The 17794-nt window shown below is 37.9% G+C and carries 16 protein-coding genes and 2 pseudogenes; 12 read left to right on the forward strand and 6 right to left on the reverse strand.

The window, feature by feature from the left end:
- From allB to NSQ71_RS06150, 4 genes are all read left to right on the forward strand, one after another.
- Complete coding sequence (gene allB / locus NSQ71_RS06135) at positions 1-1401, forward strand: allantoinase AllB (protein WP_339199332.1); 1401 nt, start codon at positions 1-3, stop codon at positions 1399-1401.
- 15 nt (positions 1402-1416) lie between these two features.
- Positions 1417-2703: a CapA family protein gene (locus NSQ71_RS06140; RefSeq protein ID WP_340733365.1), complete on the forward strand. Its 1287-nt coding sequence runs from the start codon at positions 1417-1419 to the stop codon at positions 2701-2703.
- 47 nt (positions 2704-2750) lie between these two features.
- Positions 2751-2903 (forward strand): hypothetical protein, encoded by a 153-nt coding sequence (locus NSQ71_RS06145; protein ID WP_339199336.1) that lies wholly within the window; start codon positions 2751-2753, stop codon positions 2901-2903.
- Positions 2904-3087: 184 nt separating this feature from the next.
- Positions 3088-4698 carry an IS1634 family transposase gene (locus NSQ71_RS06150; protein ID WP_340733366.1) on the forward strand — a complete coding sequence of 537 codons (1611 nt, stop codon included), beginning with the start codon at positions 3088-3090 and terminating at the stop codon, positions 4696-4698.
- 60 nt (positions 4699-4758) lie between these two features.
- Here the strand turns inward: NSQ71_RS06150 and dcd are convergent, their stop codons facing one another.
- Complete coding sequence (dcd, locus tag NSQ71_RS06155; RefSeq protein ID WP_340733367.1) at positions 4759-5229, reverse strand: dCTP deaminase; 471 nt, start codon at positions 5227-5229, stop codon at positions 4759-4761.
- A 20-nt stretch (positions 5230-5249) separates the two neighbouring features.
- A pseudogene (locus tag NSQ71_RS06160) lies at positions 5250-6449 on the reverse strand (GTP-binding protein).
- 408 nt (positions 6450-6857) lie between these two features.
- Between NSQ71_RS06160 and NSQ71_RS06165 the strand changes: the two are divergent.
- From NSQ71_RS06165 to NSQ71_RS06180, 4 genes and pseudogenes are all read left to right on the forward strand, one after another.
- Positions 6858-7028: pseudogene (locus NSQ71_RS06165) on the forward strand (NAD(P)-binding domain-containing protein); the annotation flags it as partial.
- 268 nt (positions 7029-7296) lie between these two features.
- Positions 7297-8325, forward strand: a complete 1029-nt coding sequence (locus NSQ71_RS06170) for an amidohydrolase family protein (RefSeq protein WP_339211213.1) — start codon at positions 7297-7299, stop codon at positions 8323-8325.
- Between the two features lie 68 nt (positions 8326-8393).
- Complete coding sequence (locus NSQ71_RS06175) at positions 8394-9104, forward strand: iron-sulfur cluster assembly protein (RefSeq protein ID WP_339211215.1); 711 nt, start codon at positions 8394-8396, stop codon at positions 9102-9104.
- Between the two features lie 56 nt (positions 9105-9160).
- Positions 9161-9733: a DJ-1/PfpI family protein gene (locus NSQ71_RS06180; RefSeq protein ID WP_063386439.1), complete on the forward strand. Its 573-nt coding sequence runs from the start codon at positions 9161-9163 to the stop codon at positions 9731-9733.
- Positions 9734-10129: 396 nt separating this feature from the next.
- Here the strand turns inward: NSQ71_RS06180 and NSQ71_RS06185 are convergent, their stop codons facing one another.
- Entirely contained in the window at positions 10130-11260 is a 1131-nt protein-coding gene (locus NSQ71_RS06185) for a CdaR family transcriptional regulator (RefSeq protein WP_339211216.1), read from the reverse strand.
- Positions 11261-11394: 134 nt separating this feature from the next.
- Between NSQ71_RS06185 and glcD the strand changes: the two genes are divergently transcribed.
- Together glcD and NSQ71_RS06195 are read left to right on the forward strand one after the other, a co-directional pair.
- Positions 11395-12807: a glycolate oxidase subunit GlcD gene (glcD, locus tag NSQ71_RS06190; RefSeq protein ID WP_063386437.1), complete on the forward strand. Its 1413-nt coding sequence runs from the start codon at positions 11395-11397 to the stop codon at positions 12805-12807.
- A complete protein-coding gene (locus NSQ71_RS06195) occupies positions 12807-14123 on the forward strand; it encodes a (Fe-S)-binding protein (RefSeq protein ID WP_340734410.1) in 1317 nt (438 codons plus the stop codon). Before glcD ends, NSQ71_RS06195 begins: the two co-directional genes overlap by 1 nt.
- A gap of 47 nt (positions 14124-14170) precedes the next feature.
- Here the strand turns inward: NSQ71_RS06195 and NSQ71_RS06200 are convergent, their stop codons facing one another.
- From NSQ71_RS06200 to NSQ71_RS06210, 3 genes are all read right to left on the reverse strand, one after another.
- The gene (locus NSQ71_RS06200; protein ID WP_340733370.1) at positions 14171-14536 is read right to left on the reverse strand and encodes a hypothetical protein; all 366 of its coding nucleotides are present in this window, start codon (positions 14534-14536) and stop codon (positions 14171-14173) included.
- Between the two features lie 220 nt (positions 14537-14756).
- Entirely contained in the window at positions 14757-15095 is a 339-nt protein-coding gene (locus tag NSQ71_RS06205) for a thioredoxin family protein (protein WP_144597540.1), read from the reverse strand.
- Positions 15096-15966: 871 nt separating this feature from the next.
- A complete protein-coding gene (locus NSQ71_RS06210) occupies positions 15967-16485 on the reverse strand; it encodes a type II toxin-antitoxin system PemK/MazF family toxin (RefSeq protein ID WP_311067069.1) in 519 nt (172 codons plus the stop codon).
- Between the two features lie 410 nt (positions 16486-16895).
- On the opposite strand from NSQ71_RS06210, the gene NSQ71_RS06215 reads away from it, so the two are divergent.
- Together NSQ71_RS06215 and NSQ71_RS06220 are read left to right on the forward strand one after the other, a co-directional pair.
- Positions 16896-17018 carry a hypothetical protein gene (locus NSQ71_RS06215; RefSeq protein ID WP_261308773.1) on the forward strand — a complete coding sequence of 41 codons (123 nt, stop codon included), beginning with the start codon at positions 16896-16898 and terminating at the stop codon, positions 17016-17018.
- Between the two features lie 644 nt (positions 17019-17662).
- Positions 17663-17791, forward strand: a complete 129-nt coding sequence (locus tag NSQ71_RS06220; RefSeq protein WP_340733372.1) for a hypothetical protein — start codon at positions 17663-17665, stop codon at positions 17789-17791.
- The last annotated feature ends 3 nt before the right edge of the window (positions 17792-17794 follow it).

Raw genomic sequence — 17794 nt, forward strand, 5'->3', positions numbered from 1 at the left:
ATGGAGTTCGATTTACTAATAAAAAATGGAACGATTGTGACCCCAGAAGATGCTTATAAAGGCAATATTTATATAAAAAATGGAAAAATTGCCGCTATCACAAACGATGAATTGCGGAGCGATGTAGGGGAAGTCGTGGATGCAAACGGAAAATTTGTATTTCCTGGTTTTATTGATACCCATGTGCATTCGAGGGATCCCGGTGCTACCTATAAAGAGGATTTTTACCATTCTACTCAAGCTGCCGCAGCCGGAGGTGTTACGACTGTTTTTGAAATGCCAAATACGAATCCGCCGGTAAATAATGTGGAAAATTTCCGGAAACAGGTTGCAAATTTGAAAAGTAAAGCTTTTGTTAACTTTGGCGTTTGGGGAATTTGTCTTGGGCATTTAAATATGAAAGAATACGAAAAGCTTCACCATGCTGGTGTCATTGGTTTTAAATTTTTCTGGGGATATGCTGTACATTCGGAAACATTCCAATTGATATATAACTATAAACCGGGGATGAAAGATGTAATCCCGCCATTTGCAGACGGTGAAATATATGAAATGTTTCAGGAAGTGGCAAAAACCGGGCAAATATTTGCGATTCATGCGGAAAATCATGATCTCATCCAGCGGCTGACACAAAAAGTTGAGGATCGGAATGGACGCACTTACATGGATCTGCTCGAAGGCAGACCCAGTCTTGCCGAAGAATTGACAATACAATCGGGGATAGCTATGGCAAAAAAAACCGGGGCGCGACTCCATATATTGCATGTTAGTACTGCCGAAGGGATAGAATTAGTTCGCCAGGCGCAAAAAGAAGGCTATCCAATTACCGCAGAAACATGCCCGCATTATTTGTTTTTATCAGCAGAAGATTATGATCATATAGGGCCACAGATGAAAGTTTATCCTCCGATTAAATATAAAAAAGACCAAGAAGCCCTTTGGGATGCGTTGCAAGATGGGACCATTTCTCATGTTTGTTCTGATCACGCTCCACACACTGAAGAAGAAAAAGCAGGAGATTTATGGTCAATCCCGGCAGGTATGTGTGGAGTTGAAACAATGGCTCCGCTAATGTTAAATGCAGTCAACGAAGGAAAAATTTCAATCCATGATATTGTCCACCTTCTTTCGGAAGGGCCGGCAAAATTATTTAATTTATATCCTAATAAAGGTGTTATTCGTATAGGCGCCGATGCGGATATCACGATTGTTGACATGAATAAAGAACATACAATTAAACGCAATGAGCTCCATAGCAAGAGTAAAGTTACCGCTTTTGATGGGTTTAAAGTGAAAGGGGTTCCCGAACAGACAATTGTAGGAGGTACGATTGTTATGAGGGATGGCGAAATAATTGGCCCGCCAACAGGAAAATTCATTGCACCAAATGCATCAAACTGATAAGGAGATTGGCGAATGACAGGTATGAGTTTTGTTGCGACAGGAGACAGTTTTATAACAAGAAGGTTGTCTAAGAAAGACTATGATCGTCATCTTGCTGAATTGATTGGGAGAGCGGAATTTCGTTTTACAAATTTAGAAGTTACCCTTCACCATAACGAAGGGTATCCTTCTGCGCTAAGCGGTGGTACGTGGGCTATGGCCGATCCAGAACGGCTGGATGACTTAAAAAAGTATACATTTAATTGTATGACATGGGCCAATAACCATACGCTTGATTATTTATACGGCGGTTTGAGTGCAACGGAACGATATTTGAATGCATCTAATATCGTACATGCAGGTGCAGGAGAAAATTTGGCTGCTGCAAGTTCCCCTAAATATTTAGACTGCGAGTCAGGAAGAGTAGCTATAATTGGAGCCACTTCCACGTTCCATGATTTTTGGCGGGCTGGTGAACAACGCTCTGATATGAAAGGACGTCCTGGGGTCAATCCGCTTCGCTACAAGACTACGTATTATGTAAAACCGGAACATATGAAGGTTCTCAGGGAAATTGCTGATGTTACGGGAATGAATGCGGAAAATGATCTGGCAATTAAAGAGGGGTTTTCTGCTGAAAATGATCAGTTTAAATTTGGGGAATATACATTTTGCATAGGCGACAAAGAAGGAATGGTTAGAGTTCCCTATGAAAAGGATTTAAAGAGAATAACAAAAGCCATTCACGAAGGAAAGCGCCAGGCTGATTACGTCATCATTAGTATTCATTGCCATGAAATGAATAAGGATCGCAAAGATCAGGCGCCTGATTTTCTGGAAGCCTTTGCCCGTCATTGTATCGATGAAGGTGCTCATGCAGTGATTGGCCATGGCCCCCATATTCTTAGAGGCGTAGAAATTTATAAAAACAGACCGATTTTTTACAGTTTAGGGAATTTTATTTTTCAAAACGATTCTGTGCAGAAATTGCCTAGCGATTTCTATGAACAATATGATTTACCATTGACGGCTACTGTGGCGGATGCACTTGATAAACGAAGCAACAATAATACAAAAGGTCTTGGGGTTAATAAGGCAGTATGGGAATCTGTGGTTGCCTTTTGGGAAATGAAGGAAGGTGCTCTTACAAGTTTAACTTTTTATCCAATAGAATTAGGATATGGATTAAAACGATATCGAAGAGGCTGGCCTAAATTATCGGATAATATCGAAATATTGAAAAGGTTGGAAATATTATCGAAACAATATGGAACCAAATTTGACATTAAAGATGGAACAGCCAAAGTAATGTTAAATTAAATGTTTTTGTAATTTCCTGAGTAAGAAATATATAAAGGGTGAATAAAATGGATAAGGTAGAAAAAGTGAAAGTTTTATCACAATTATTTGACCTTATTAATTATTATTATGAGTATCGTGATCAACCAGCTGATGATCATTTTATTCAAAGTTGGCTCTCTGCTTCGGCCAGTTTTGCCCAAATTTTTGTGTCAGCGTGATCAACATTTGCAGTTGGTTAATCTTCACTCAAGTTTGACACCATTTCACTACATGTGGATAACTAAAGGTGATTATACCAATAGTTATCCACTTTTTTTATCGAAAATATAATCATTATGTAGTGTTATGTGGATAACTTTTGTATATCCAATAATATGTAATATATGTTATACTATTAGTGCTATGTATATTCGAATTAATAAGCAAAAAAATAAAAATGGTTCTGTTCGTCAATATCTACAAATATGTCGTACATTTCGTGTAGACAATAAAGTTCGGCAACAAACGCTTTGTAATCTAGGGAGGTTAGAACATTTATTAGAGAATGGCTCTGTCGATAACATAATCGAGGGATTAGCCAAATTTTCAGAGCGTTACTTTGACCGAATTCACGGGCAAGGCTCTTCCTCTTCTGTCTCCGTGCTTTGGACAAAAGAGTTTGGGCCGGTTTATCTGTTCCGAAAGGTATGGGAAAAGTTAGGGCTTGGTCGGCTATTACGTAAAATCATGGATGATTCCGAGGCTGCTTCTCAGTATGACGAAGCCATTTTTGCTATGGTGTTAAACCGTCTCATGGATCCCAATAGTAAGCATGATATCTTCAAACAATGGATCGACACGATTTATGCAGAAGGTCTTTCAGACATTCAACTCCATCACTACTATCGTGCATTAGACTTCTTAAGTGAACAAAAAGAAAAAATTGAGGAACAACTTTATAGACATTTAACCGATTTAACCTCATTAGAAGTAGATATCGTGTTTTACGACACGACAAGCACCTATTTCGAAGGAGAGGAAGCAGACGAACTGCTGGCTCACTATGGTTACTCCAAAGATCATCGTGGAGATCGAAAACAAGTCGTGATTGGCTTATTAATGACCAAAACAGGGATTCCGATTGGGCATCAAGTCTTCCCTGGAAACATGCATGATACGAAGACGTTTGGCATGGTGGTTGAAGACCTGAAGAAGCGCTATCCTATTCAGAAAGTCATTCTAGTGGGAGACCGCGGAATGGTTAGTGAAGCCAACTTAGATCAAATTCGTGAACTGGGCATGGAATATATAGTGGGTGTCAAATTACGAAAGTCGAAGAAAGCCCAAGAGCTATTATCCATCCGTGGGCCATATAAGAAGGTTCTCCCGAATCTAAAAGTGAAGTCAAAGAAAATCGATGGCGAAACGTATGTACTCTGTTACAATCCGGACGCTGAAGAACGTGATCGAGCGAGTCGTCAAGTCGTGTTAGAAAACCTTCAATCGAAGCTTGATGAACTCGGTCCATCTGGACTCGTCAAAAACCGTGCGTATTCCAAGTTTTTAACGATAGAAAAAGCATCGGCCAAAATTGATGAAGAGAAGGTATCCAATGACGAAAAGTTTGACGGAAAGTACGCCATTCGGACCAACTCGTCATTAACGGATGAAGAGGCAGCACTTGCCTATAAAGAGTTGTGGAGAGTGGAACAAGCCTTTCGTAACCTGAAGTCGAATCTAGAACTTCGCCCGATGTACCATCGAGTGGAATCTCGTATTCGAGGCCATATCATGGTTTGTTTCCTTGCGCTTGTCATGGAATCCTTTTTGGCCTATAAGCTAAAAGAAATAGGATGCCAAACAAGTGTAAAGGATATTTTGCATGATGTAAGCCAGGTGAAGGCCTCGAAAATACGCGTGAATGGTGAAGAGCAAATCGTTCGTACAGAATTACAAGGTCAAGCAAATCTAGCATTTGAAGCACTTGTCACACAAGCGCCTCCTAGAGTATTAGAAAAAAACACGTGCCACTAACAAGTGTAGTGGTACGTGTTGTGGGTAAAGTCCAAAACACCAGTATTTTCGGGCTTTTCTTTAGTGTACTCTGTCAAACTTGAGTTTAGAAATGATAATCTGACAAATTCTTCTTCCTATCGTTAATTCAATCGGTAGGCGATTCGCGTTAAACAGTTCCAACGTGATTTGTCCTTTAAATCCCGGGTCAACCCAACCGGCATTTTGAATAAATAGCCCTAAGCGGCCGATCGAGCTTCTTCCTTCTACGAAAGCAGTAAGATTTTCCGGCAGCTCGATGGTTTCTATAGTAGTAGCAAGCAAGAAAGAGAAGGGGGGAATGACAATTTTCTCGTTTTCAGCTACTACTTCTTTATATTTCGCTTTCGCCTCTAATGATAGATGAGCATTGGCGTGCTCAGCCATCACAAGAAAATGATTTCCAAGGCGCAAATCAACTGAAGCAGGTTGAATTTGCTCTTTTGTTAAGGGATCAATGACCAATTCTTTATGTTGTATTTTCTCAAGAATAGTTTTTCCAGATAAAATCATTCCTTCTTTCCTTCCTCCAGTTACACTTTTTGTAAATTCCAAGGGAATGGATCTGGAAGAGTAGACCAGTCTTGATCAAACTCAGCGTCGGTTAGTAAACATTTATCCAATTCCTTTATAATTTCTTCAGGGCGTAAATCTATTCCAATAAATACTAATTCTGTTTGCCGATCTCCGAACTGATCATCCCACTCGTCCAGCAAATGAGGGTTTTCTTTTAAAATTTGCTGCTGCTCTTCTTTCGGCAAAGAAGCGACCCAATAAGAGATCGGTTCAATACTAACAGAAGGTCCTGCCTGAGACATCAAAAGGGCAAGGTTATTTCTAGTTGCGCACCATGCAATTCCCTTTGCCCTTACAATATTTTCGGGCATGGAGTGAAGCCAATTGTAAAAGCGCTCGGAATGGAAAGGCAAACGTCTTGAATAAACAAAGGAAGAAATTCCATATTCTTCAGTTTCCGGTGTATGCTGATCATGCCCTTGCTCTAACTCCTTGATCCATCCTGCTGAAGAGCTTGCTTCCTCAAAATTGAATAGTCCAGTGTTTAAAATCTCTCGAGGATCAATCTCACCTTTGACAGTACGAATAAGTTTCGCTTTTGGCTGCAATGTTTTTAATACCTTTTCCAGCTTTGCCAATTCTTCTTCAGACACCTAGTCACACTTATTCAAGATGAGCACATCGCAAAATTCAATTTGGTCAATAAGAAGGTCTGCGATTTCACGAGTATCGTCTTCACTTAACGCTTGCTTTCTATCTAATAGCCGATCACCTGACTGGTAATCCTTCCAGAATCGATTGGCATCTACAACCGTCACCATCGTATCCAATCGACAAAAGCGCGTCAGATCGATTCCTAGTTCTTCATCAATATATGAAAAAGTTTGAGCAACTGGGATTGGCTCACTAATTCCAGTCGATTCAATAATGATATAATCGATATTTCCTTGTTTAGCGAGCCTTTCTACTTCAATTAATAGATCTTCCCTTAATGTACAGCAAATACATCCGTTTGACATTTCGACTAGCTTCTCCTCAGTTCTTGAAAGCTCTCCGCCTTGTTTGACTAATTCAGCATCAATATTGACCTCGCTCATATCGTTCACAATAACGGCTACCTTGAGCCCTTGGCGATTTTGTAAAATATGATTCAAAATGGTAGTTTTCCCTGCTCCTAAGTAGCCGCTTAAAACGGTCACAGGTATTTTTTTATCCATTGTCATCTTCCTTTCAACAATTAAAGTTTTTCTTTGACCTCAGATTGGTTCGAGATAATTGAAAACCAATTTATATAAATCGTAATCATTACGATTTATATAATATTTAAACATATTTTTTTCGTAAATGCAAAATAAACTGTGGGAGTATTGATTTAGAATGCCGCAAGCCGAATATTAAACGATATACATAAAAGCAGAACGGTTGGTGCAATCCATCCATAGCTGCCAAAAAGTACTTCAGAGAAAGGTCTTCTACAAAACAATCGTACAATACACATCATGAACAATTTCTGGAAGCTTGAAATCAATGTGCACAATGCTTTTATAAATGGAAAAAAGATTATCCATTCACAAATTCCGTTTTAGATGGTATAGTTTTTACTATTTTCAAGGAGTGGAAAAGAGATGAACCCTTTTATTCTAATCGTAGGAGCGGGTCCTGCCGGGATTGGAATGGGGATATTATTAAAACAATTAGGAATTAAAAATTTCGGAATTTTAGAGCGTGACCGTATTGGGTCACCGTTTATGCAATAGCCGAAGGAGATGAGATTTATTACGCCATCGTTCACAGGATAAGGATTTGGTGCATTAGATTTAAACGCTGTTTCGCTGTCTGTTTTTGATTATAAAAAATTTGTTTAATCACCCAAAAAATTGCTGGAGAAATGGTTGTTTTTTTGTTTAAGTGTATATATCAAATTGAGGATGAACCAAGTATAATTTGATTAAAAATTTCTGAATAAAAAGAAAATAAAGTTTTATTACCTGATAAACATCAATGAATATTCGTAAAAAATGATACCGCTTTCAATTAATTAAATTAATCTAATGTGAGGGGGGAATGGAATTGATCAAAACATCTAATGGTGAAGAAATTTTTATTATTGATGCACACATTGCCTTATGGGATGGAAGTAAGGAGAATCAATTGAATATCCACGGAGAACAATTTATTAGTTGCTTTTATGATTATCACAAAAATCTAAGTCCGAAAGAATATTGGTGGCCGAAAGATGAGTTCGTAAAGTATTCTCCAGAAAAACTTGTGAATGATGTGTTTATTGAAGGATATGTGGATATGGCGATTTTCCAACCAGTTCTTCTAAAAGAGTTTTATAAAAATGGTTTTGGTAATTTTGATGCAAATGAGGAACTTTCAAAAAAGTACCCTAATCGTTTTATTTGCAATGGAACATTCGATCCCCGACATGGTGAACGAGGTTTAGAAAAATTAGAAGAAAATAAAGAAAAATACAACTGGCAAGGTGTCAAGTTATATACAGCTGATTGGTACGGTAATTCAAAGGGCTATAAACTATCTGATGACTGGTCAAAAAGATATCTTGAAAAATGCCAAGAGCTGGGGATAAGAAATATTCATATTCATAAGGGTCCAACGATCACTCCTTTAAATCGGGATGCATTTGACGTAGCAGATGTTGATGATGCAGCAAGTTGTTTCCCTGAACTGAACTTTATTGTCGAACACGTAGGACTTCCAAGATTAGAAGATTTTTGTTGGATTGCTACACAAGAGAAAAATGTCTATGCAGGTTTGTCAGTTGCCATTGCTTTAATTCATACTCGACCTCGTTATTTTGCTCAGATTATTAGTGAATTGTTGTACTGGCTTGATGAAGACCGAATCATTTTTGGAAGTGATTATGCTATATGGGAACCGAAGTGGATCATTGAAAAGTTTCTTGAATTTGAACTTCCAGAAGATATACAAGAAGAAACTGGAGTTACATTTGATTTGGAAGTTAAGAAAAAGATTTTAGCAGGAAATGTAGCGAGATTATATAACATTGATATCGAAAAACAAAAAGAAAAGTTAAAAAATTGTAAATTATCTAAACAAACAGCATAACTGAAATGAGGGAATAACTTATTAAAAGACTTATCTAATCCATTGAATGGGGAGGTGCATCGAAGTTAATGGATAAAGAAAAGCAAGTGTATAGCATGCTTGAAAAAGTGTATGATCCTGAACTTGATCAGCCGTTAACAGAGTTGGGATTTATCGACCATATTGTAATTAAAGACAATCATGTTGAAGTAGTCATTCGTCTTCCAACTTATTGGTGTTCTCCTAACTTTGCATACATCATGGCTGAAGATATAAGGAAATATGTGTCTGAGTTAGAATGGGTAAAAACGGTTCAAGTTCATTTACTGGATCATTGTGCATCCGATGAAATTAATCACGGAGCATCAGCAGGAAAATCATTTAGCGAAGTCTTCGGCGCTTTATCTGACGGAGACCTTGAAGAATTGCGCAAAACTTTTGATATAAAAGCCTACTATGCAAGGCAAGAGAAACTGATGAAATATCTACTAAAAATAGGAATGTCAAAGGAAGAAATTACGTCTTTATCTCTACAAGAACTGAATGAACTGTCCCTGCCCGAAGAAGGGAGGCTGTTAAGAGAAAAATATTTGGAGAAGAAAAAAGTATTCCATCACTCAAGTACATTTGCCATAACAACTCCAGAAGGGAAACCATTGACTGAAGAAGAGTTTTCAGATTACTTGAAAGGCGCCAAGCTGACAAGGTTGAGCATGGAGTTTAATGCGCATTATTGCCGGGGATTGTTGGAGGCACGATATAATTTGTCTGCTGCTTATGAAGGCAGTTTGGCAAAATGATTCATAATTTTTACAGCGTACAAATAATTTCATAATAAAAGGAAAGGTGATGTAAGATGAGTAAAAATGTTCTTATTATTACTGGCGATGCTGCTGAAGCATTAGAAGTGTTTTATCCTTATTATCGTTGTATTGAAGAAAATATTAATTGTACAATTGCCTCACCTGTTAAAAAGAAGCTCCAGACGGTTGTCCATGATTTCCTTCCTGAAATGGAGACTTTTACAGAAAAATGGGCATATAAAATCGAATCTCATGCATCAGTAGATGAGATTAATCCGGCCGACTATGATGGATTAATTATCCCAGGAGGGCGTGCGCCTGAATATATTCGTATGAATCCAAAGGTTCAGGAAATTGCTGCTCACTTTTTAAAAGAAAATAAACCTCTTGGGGTGATCTGTCATGGACAATTAGTCTTAACAACTGTAAGAGAATACATCAAAGGAAGAGAGATGACAGCTTACACTGCTTGTAGACCAGAAGTGGAAGCAGCAGGAGCTACTTATGTGGAAAAAATGCTTCATGTGGATGGGAACATTGTATCGGGCCACGCTTGGCCGGATTTACCGGGATTCATGAGAGAATTCTTTAAATTGTTGAATGTAAGAGAAAAGTCTGCTGTTTAAAACATAAAAGGGCTGATGTATTTGAAAATGCCCCCCGAATATCGGATACTTGAAAAAAGTTCGATATTCGGGATTTTTTGTTTCATCAGGAAAAATACGTTTATCATCGAATCCAAGATGTAAGCGGAGAAAATCCAATGAGGATGATTTGAGTGACGTTCAAATGAGACAGTTAGAGAAAATCATTGGAATGTCAAACATGTGTCCAGACGTTCTCCACATTTAGAGCAGTTCCTAATTACTTGTCTAAAAAGGAAATTGCCCATTGAAAGACACTATGGACTTAATACTTGGTGTATGGTAGCAATCCCAAGTTTTCCTGCCGGTCGTCTCCCCGAACAACATTTGCCGATTGTCTTTTTTCATTCACTCCCGTTTCGATCAAATTATACGGACTTAACGGTCTAAAGAATTTAATAACAGTAACGATATATAAAATATGACAATTCCTTCTGTTGTTTTAGGGTTAATTCCTGTCAGCTCTTCGATTTTATTTAAACGGTAGTGCAGTGTATTAATATGGATATTCATTTCCTCTGCTGTTTTTTTGATCGATTGATTATTGTTCATATAGTGTTGTAACGTTTCGATTAGAATTTGATCTTTTTCCATCATATGAATGGTTTGCTTCAAAAAATCTTTTTGCATCTCTGATGGGATATCTTCCAAGATGATTTCTAATATAAGATCCTCATAAAATACAATGCCTTTATTTTTTCGCGCTACCTTTAATGCTTTTTGTGCTTCTTTAAAAGATTTATTGATCATGTGTTTGCAAGCTGTTTTTCCTATGCCAATAGCTAAAGTGCTTTTGTATCTGTTTTCGAATCTTTTTTTTAAATCGTTTAACTGACTGTAAAAATAATTTTGTTTATAAGAAGCATCCATCTTTTTTAATACTAAAAAGCGCTCTTGCCCCCATCGAACAATAAAATGTTTTTCTTTCCCGAAGATAGAATAAAACAATTCTATGATTTCTTTTTGAATTCGATGAATATCGTAATTATTTAATGTGTGTATCTCCAATTCCATGAGTGTGCAAACATGAGTGTCATACACAGGAATGCCTAACATAAACCCGCGCTCTAAAAAATCTTTGTCCACAGATGAAGCATTGATCCATTCATAAAGATACGATTCTATTCCTCTTATTTCCCATTCGTTTCTTTCAGTATAATATGCTTCTTGTATAATGAGCTCTGTCATTCTTCTAATTAAGTCCGCATAAGGCTCCACTTGTTTCGGTTCGCCAGTTATTCCGATCACTCCAATTACCTTCTTATGAAACATAATGGGCATATTGATTCCTGCTTTGACTCCTTTCAGCACTTGTGCTTTGATTTGATCAATGTAAAGCTTTTGTTTGGACTTAATAACAATCGTAGCTCCTTCATGAAAAGAGCCGATCCGACTCTCATCAGTGGAGGATATGATGATCCCATTAATATCAACTAATATAATATCCTCTTTGACTACGTCCTGAACCTCTGAAATAATTTTAGCAGCCAGCTTTGGGGATAATTGCAACTCGTATCACCACCCTTTTGGTTAAAAAGACAATAAAATAGGCATTTTTGGTATGTTAATTATATCATCATACATAGATAATATGACTCTCATTCTTTATAATAAAACGAAAAGAATAAAAGTGAGGGGTTTGAATGATTGCTCCTGATATAAAGAGGGAATTCATAAATATTGTAGGAGAAGAAAATTTTGAAGATTCGGAAGTTGAAAGGTTAGTATATTCGTATGATGCGACTCCAAATTTTCAATCGATTCCGGATGCGGTCGTTTCCCCTAGAAATACAGAGGAAGTATCTAAAATATTGCAATTATGTAATGAAAATAAAATACCGATTGTTCCGCGGGGCTCTGGTACGAACTTATGCGCCGGCACTTGTCCAGTTGAAGGAGGAATCGTTCTTCTATTTAAACATATGAACAAAATTTTAGAGATCGATGAGGAAAACTTAACCGTCACATGTCAACCGGGAGTTATCACACTTGATTTAATCCATGCGGTGGAACAAAAAGGTTTGTTTTATCCACCAGACCCAAGCTCAATGAAAATATCTACAATTGGGGGAAATATTAACGAAAATTCTGGAGGATTAAGAGGACTGAAATATGGAGTAACTCGTGATTATGTGCTAGGGCTAGAGGCGGTTCTTCCTAATGGGGAAATTGTTCGAACAGGAGGAAAGCTAGCGAAAGATGTGGCAGGGTATGATTTAACGCGCTTATTTATAGGTTCTGAAGGAACGTTAGGAGTGATTACAGAAGCGACATTAAAGCTGATCCCACTGCCTGAATCAAAAAAGACAATGCTTGCTTTATTTCAAGATTTAGAAGCTGCTGCGCGTTCCGTATCGAAAATTATTGCCAATAAAGTAATTCCGGCAACTTTAGAGTTTTTAGATCAGCCGACGCTAAAAGTAGTGGAGGACTATTCACAAATCGGACTGCCAACAGACGTTCAAGCCGTATTACTGATTGAACAAGATGGAACGCCTGAAAATGTGAGTAAAGATATGAAGGTCATGGAAGAAATATGCAGGAGTGAAAACGCCGTATCTGTACAAATTGCCCAGTCAGAAGAAGAAGCTGAAGCTTTACGAACAGCGAGACGCACCGCTTTGTCCGCCTTAGCCAGACTAGCACCAACTACCATTTTAGAAGATGCGACTGTTCCAAGATCAGAAATTGCCAAAATGGTCAAAGCCATTAATGAAATAGCCGCAAAACATAACGTAAAAATATGCACGTTTGGTCATGCGGGAGACGGAAACCTTCATCCTACCTGCACGACAGATATTCGGAAGAAAGATGAGATGGAACGGGTGGAAAAAGCTTTTGCTGAAATATTTGCAAAGGCCATTGAACTGGGAGGAACAATTACTGGAGAACATGGAGTAGGGGCCATGAAAGCGCCTTATTTAGAATGGAAGCTAGGGAAATCTGGCATCGATGTGATGAAGTCGATCAAAGCTGCATTGGATCCAAACAATATTATGAATCCTGGGAAATTATTTGCAAAGGATACACGAAAACGAGTGGTGATCTCAAAATGATGACAGAATCAGAAAAGCAAAATATCCAAAGAGATTTCAAGGAACGCATGGACGAAGATGAGCTGTTAAATTGTATGAGATGCGGTTTTTGTTTGCCATCTTGCCCAACTTACATTGTGTCTGGATATAAAGAAAGCCAATCACCAAGAGGAAGAATTGCCTTAATGAAGGCAGTTTATGATGGGGTCCTTCAACCGGATGATGAATTTGAAAAGTCTTTAAACTTATGTTTAGGATGTCGTGCGTGTGAGCCGGTTTGTCCATCGGGTGTGAATTATGGACATTTATTAGAAGAAGCAAGAGACATAATTAACCAAAATAAAAAGCATTCTTTACCTGTGCGGGCAGTTCGAAATGTGGTTTTTAAACAACTATTTCCTAAGAAAAATAATTTAATCAACATAACTAGCTTAGTTGGATTTTATCAAAGCTCTGGACTTCAAAAAGCGGCACGTAAAATAGGATTTATGAAACTGTTTCCAGATCATCTCCGCGAAATGGAAAAAATATTGCCTGATGTTCCTGAGAGAAAGACACTGAAACAGCGATCTGAATATTTCCCGCCAAAAGGAGAGAAAAAAGCAACTGTTGCTTTCTTTTCCGGATGTTTAATGGACACGTTGTTTCTCGAAACAAATCATGCAACCATTCAATTATTGCAAAAAGCCGGGTGTGAAATTGTTATTCCTAAAACACAAGCATGCTGCGGAGCTTTGCATGGTCATAGCGGAGAAAAAGAACTAGCGAAAGAATTAGCAAAACAAAATATTGAAGCGTTTGGAAAAAACGAAGTAGATTATATTATAACAAACGCGGGTGGCTGCGGCGCTTTCTTGATTGAATATGATCACTTATTAAAAGATGATCCGCAATGGTCAGAGCGCGCTGAAAAATTTGTTGCAAAAATAAAAGACATTACGTCCATTTTATATGAGCTTGATTTTCACAAACAATTTCGCCTTTCACTTCCTGAACAAGTCGTCACATATCAAGATTCCTGTCACCTGAGAAACGTCATGAAAACGTCAAAAGCTCCTAGAGAATTGCTTCGTTCAATTAAAGGAGTAACATTCACAGAAATGGAAAATGCCGATAGCTGCTGCGGCTCTGCAGGCATTTATAACATTGTCGAACCGAAAACATCCATGGAAATTTTAGATCAGAAAATGGAAAAAATGAAAAAAACCAAAGCCACTACAATAGTAACAGCTAATCCAGGATGTTTCATGCAAATGAAGCTAGGAATTGAAAGAGAAGGATTAAAGGATGTAAAAGCTGTTCATATTGTGGATCTATTGTTAGAAGCAGCGAAATAACGAACAAGCACTATATTTGATGTAATTTTGAAACTTAATGTGAATGTTTAATTGTTAAGCTGCAGTTTTTTGTTCAGATGGTTATGGGGGAGGACTTTCTCTAAGAAACGGACTTGTTTGAAGTAGCTTCTACTCAAGTGTCTCAGACCTTCGGAAGCATCTGTGTCTGATTTTAAGTTAAATTCAACATAAAATGAAGAAAAGAAACGGAATGTACCGCGCATGCATTCCGTTATTTCAACCGCCATCAAGATAGATTTTACGGTTGTGAGAACATATAGATTTTTCATGAATGAAATAACTAAACGTTTCTTTTTATTCCAGACTTCATTTTCATCATTGGAGGATTTTGCTTGCGGCGTTGGCAAGTTTGCTTTCGTTTGATGATCCAGTCTAACTTTAAGCAGATTCATTCCCTTTTAGAACAAGAATATTTTTTGGGCTGTCCAGAATGAAACATCATAATCATTGATATATCAACGTTTCAAAAATATTAAAGGGGCGTCTATAAGCCGGAAAATCGACTTATTAGACAGCCCCTATGTGTAGAAGACTCCGCTCATGGAATACATTTGTTAGCATTCCGCCTCTGTGAAACATCTCAGCCAAAAGGCGCCTTCACCCGCAAACAAGTTACGATTGCTCCGCTAAAAAATAAATTTTCTTCACTTTCTCCTTAAACTGCTCAACATGAACAAACCGTGCTTCTCGCAAAACCTCTTTTCCATCGACATATAAAATTAAAACAGGCGCGGTAAATATGGATAAGTGACCGGCTATGCTCGGAATATCATCGACGTTGATAAAGCCCATTTGAATCTTTGGAAACTCAGCCAGCACTTTTTCCACCTTTGGCAGCAAAGCATGACAAACACTGCAATTTGTTTTGGATATATATAAAAATGCCAAATGATGACTATTAATAAATTGCTCGACATCTTCTATGGAAAATAAATCATGGTTTGTCTGCAAAATTCATTTCGTCCCCTTTCATGATCAAAAAACTTACTTCATTATACCATAGGAAGGTATAATGAAATTGAACAGATGCTTCGCACGTTGAGAAGCGGGAGATTCACTTGGAGGGGCTTTAGAAGATGTGTATTGACGGCTTCTATTCTTTAATCGTTTGAATAGAAATATTTGAAAAAATGATTATGAACAAAAACTGGAAGTGATGAATCAAATTTGAGAGTAAACGTTCGATGATTTCAAATTGTGCGGATGATATCGCTTACCTTCACAGTAAAGAACACGGAAAAACGAATGATGTTAGAAGTCTTTCTTGTATATAACAAAGAAATTTTAACTTATTGCCCTTTGTATTGTTCTTGTTCGTTGATCTGCCGGGCAAAAATACCTTTTTCTATTTATTAGGCAGCTGGCAGCAAAATCAACGGATGCTCTTTTCTACCCCTTGTAAGTGAACACGTACATTAATTATGTTGAATTACACAAGTCATTCAGCCGCTTTGATGCGAAATCATTCAACATTGCAGACCTTTATGTAGATTTTCTTCGTAAGAAATCTTCTCCAATAAATACATTAAACCCCAGCACCTAAGTACTGGGGCAAAAAAACATGAATCCCCCGCTGACGGGGTGAAATGGCCTGCGACGCGGCAGGCAACTTATTATTAAGTTATGAGCTTTTTGCTGATATTATGCAAGGAGAGGAACCATTTAGGCTCCTCTCCGTTGGAAAATACAAACGAATCCACGTTTTTTCACGTGTGAAATGGTCTGTGACGAGACAGACAACTTATTTTGTATTCTAAGTATAGAAAAAACCTTGGGAAATGTCAATACATGATCAATACACTGTCAATACGTTGTAAGTACGTTACAGATTAAATACCCATTTTACACGGTTCATAATCTTATTTAAATCATCCTTGTTTATATTGCCGATATGTTGCTTTAGCCTTACTTTGTTGACTGTCGTTAATTCTTCCACCTTTACGGCGGAAGTCTGCGTTAAAAACGGATAGACTTCCTTTTTGAGAAAATAATGTGTCGCAAGTTTTGGCGATACCATTGTTTTTCCTTTCCGATCTGTTATAATTTTGGTTTTTAACTTTGTAGTCAGCGGAGCTATCTTAACATTACCGGATGTACGGTTAATTCTGTTATTAGAAAGGACAAGCACCGGTCGTTCTCCGTTTTGCTCTGTGCCGATATTTTCCCCGAGTTCACAAGTGAAAATGGCCCCTTGAACGATCAGTCGTTTCATTTGCGTTTGCTCATTCTCAATCCATTCATTAGCTAATGTGATCTTATTGGGATACCATTCGTCTAGTTTAGCTTTTTTGTCAGCTTTTTTTAAACGTAATCGCTCACGTTTTACTGCATCTGATTCCATCTTCTTCTCCCTTTCCCTTTGTTTTATACCGTTACACTCATGATTGTATCACGTCATGATCTTAAAGTTTGTTAAAGCTTCAATATTTTTTCGCTATACATTCCCATCATTTTGTCGCTTGCAGGGTATGCCGAAACATCAATAGAATGATTATATAACAGTGTAATAACAGAATGTATCGGTGTTTTGACTAGTGATATAGACGAAGGACTAATATTGATTGAACCGAGAGACGTGTGTACCTAGTTAAGAATGAAGGAATCTGCTTTAAGAAAGTATGCTCTCATTCTCCAAGCAAGACGCGGGTGGGAGCGAGGCTATTTAGAAAAGACATTATATTCTCTTGAAGCGTTTTATGGAGATAAAACAGAGCAGCGATATGACGCCAGAAACAAGCGGCAGAAGCAGTAATGGCATGTGTTCGACAATCAAACGTAGCAGTTTGCGAAATGAAGACAAAACGGGAATTAGATCGTTATAACGATAATATACAAACGTTAAAAGTGATGGTGCCAAACAAAACGATCTGCTAAAGTACTCATGATGAGGTTAGATCAACAACAGAAATACATAAAGGAAAGGGATGAACTTCTCACGCGGTTTCTAAAGGAATCCATGGAGACACGCAAAATGATCACTGTGGCCAAAGAGGAAGAGCAAAAGAAGAAAAAGTGTTTTGGTCTCTTCATCTCTTTTGTGATTGTTCATTTCGCATGCATCCTCTTTTCCCTCAAGTTCAGTATTCATGCGAGAATCAAAATTGTACATTTATTAAATTAGCATTCATATGCATCTTCGCTCTGTATGAGTAAAATGTTTGTTGGAGAAAGATAAGATCCTTCCGTTAGAAGCAGGAGTTTCTCTTAAATAGTAGGGGGAAAGGCAAAATAAATGCAAAAAGGACTCTCTTCCTGTATTGTGATAAGTGCACAAACCAAACACAAGGAGAAAAGAGAGGGGAGCAAACATTAAAAGAGATCGAAATGGAATTATTTTCGATGATTCAAGAAACCTTCGGGGAACTGCTTCAACAGGTGTTGGAGTACATCGATCACGAGTGCCCTTGGTAAACAAACGTCACTATGTGCATCAGACGAAATGAGCCGGTGTAGGAAGGGCTTGAAAGGTTTATGATGGAAGAATACAGCTATGACCCGATGATGGACTGGTTTTCTCAATGGAGATAGAACCGCGTGGATCACCGCTTGCCGGGAGTATTTCGGAAAACGGCAGGAACACCGATTTACAAGCATTAAAAGTGTTGAAAGGATTTAAAAAAACAAAAGAGCACATACAAACAGGATGAGAT

The organism is Aeribacillus sp. FSL M8-0235, from assembly GCF_038000355.1.
Classification (GTDB): Bacteria; Bacillota; Bacilli; order Bacillales; family Aeribacillaceae; genus Aeribacillus; species Aeribacillus composti.

What these genes read in the sequence shown, in the direction of transcription:
- NSQ71_RS06210 (WP_311067069.1), bottom strand. Translation starts at nt 16,485, where the DNA reads ATGGAATCAGATGCAGTAAAACGTGAGCGATTACGTTTAAAAAAAGCT.
- NSQ71_RS06170 (WP_339211213.1), top strand. Translation starts at nt 7,297, where the DNA reads ATGGAATTGATCAAAACATCTAATGGTGAAGAAATTTTTATTATTGAT.
- allB (WP_339199332.1), top strand. Translation starts at nt 1, where the DNA reads ATGGAGTTCGATTTACTAATAAAAAATGGAACGATTGTGACCCCAGAA.
- dcd (WP_340733367.1), bottom strand. Translation starts at nt 5,229, where the DNA reads ATGATTTTATCTGGAAAAACTATTCTTGAGAAAATACAACATAAAGAA.
- NSQ71_RS06215 (WP_261308773.1), top strand. Translation starts at nt 16,896, where the DNA reads ATGGCATGTGTTCGACAATCAAACGTAGCAGTTTGCGAAATGAAGACA.
- NSQ71_RS06200 (WP_340733370.1), bottom strand. Translation starts at nt 14,536, where the DNA reads ATGAATCTGCTTAAAGTTAGACTGGATCATCAAACGAAAGCAAACTTG.
- NSQ71_RS06180 (WP_063386439.1), top strand. Translation starts at nt 9,161, where the DNA reads ATGAGTAAAAATGTTCTTATTATTACTGGCGATGCTGCTGAAGCATTA.
- NSQ71_RS06140 (WP_340733365.1), top strand. Translation starts at nt 1,417, where the DNA reads ATGACAGGTATGAGTTTTGTTGCGACAGGAGACAGTTTTATAACAAGA.
- NSQ71_RS06175 (WP_339211215.1), top strand. Translation starts at nt 8,394, where the DNA reads ATGGATAAAGAAAAGCAAGTGTATAGCATGCTTGAAAAAGTGTATGAT.
- NSQ71_RS06145 (WP_339199336.1), top strand. Translation starts at nt 2,751, where the DNA reads ATGGATAAGGTAGAAAAAGTGAAAGTTTTATCACAATTATTTGACCTT.
- NSQ71_RS06195 (WP_340734410.1), top strand. Translation starts at nt 12,807, where the DNA reads ATGACAGAATCAGAAAAGCAAAATATCCAAAGAGATTTCAAGGAACGC.
- NSQ71_RS06150 (WP_340733366.1), top strand. Translation starts at nt 3,088, where the DNA reads ATGTATATTCGAATTAATAAGCAAAAAAATAAAAATGGTTCTGTTCGT.
- NSQ71_RS06220 (WP_340733372.1), top strand. Translation starts at nt 17,663, where the DNA reads ATGGAGATAGAACCGCGTGGATCACCGCTTGCCGGGAGTATTTCGGAA.
- glcD (WP_063386437.1), top strand. Translation starts at nt 11,395, where the DNA reads ATGATTGCTCCTGATATAAAGAGGGAATTCATAAATATTGTAGGAGAA.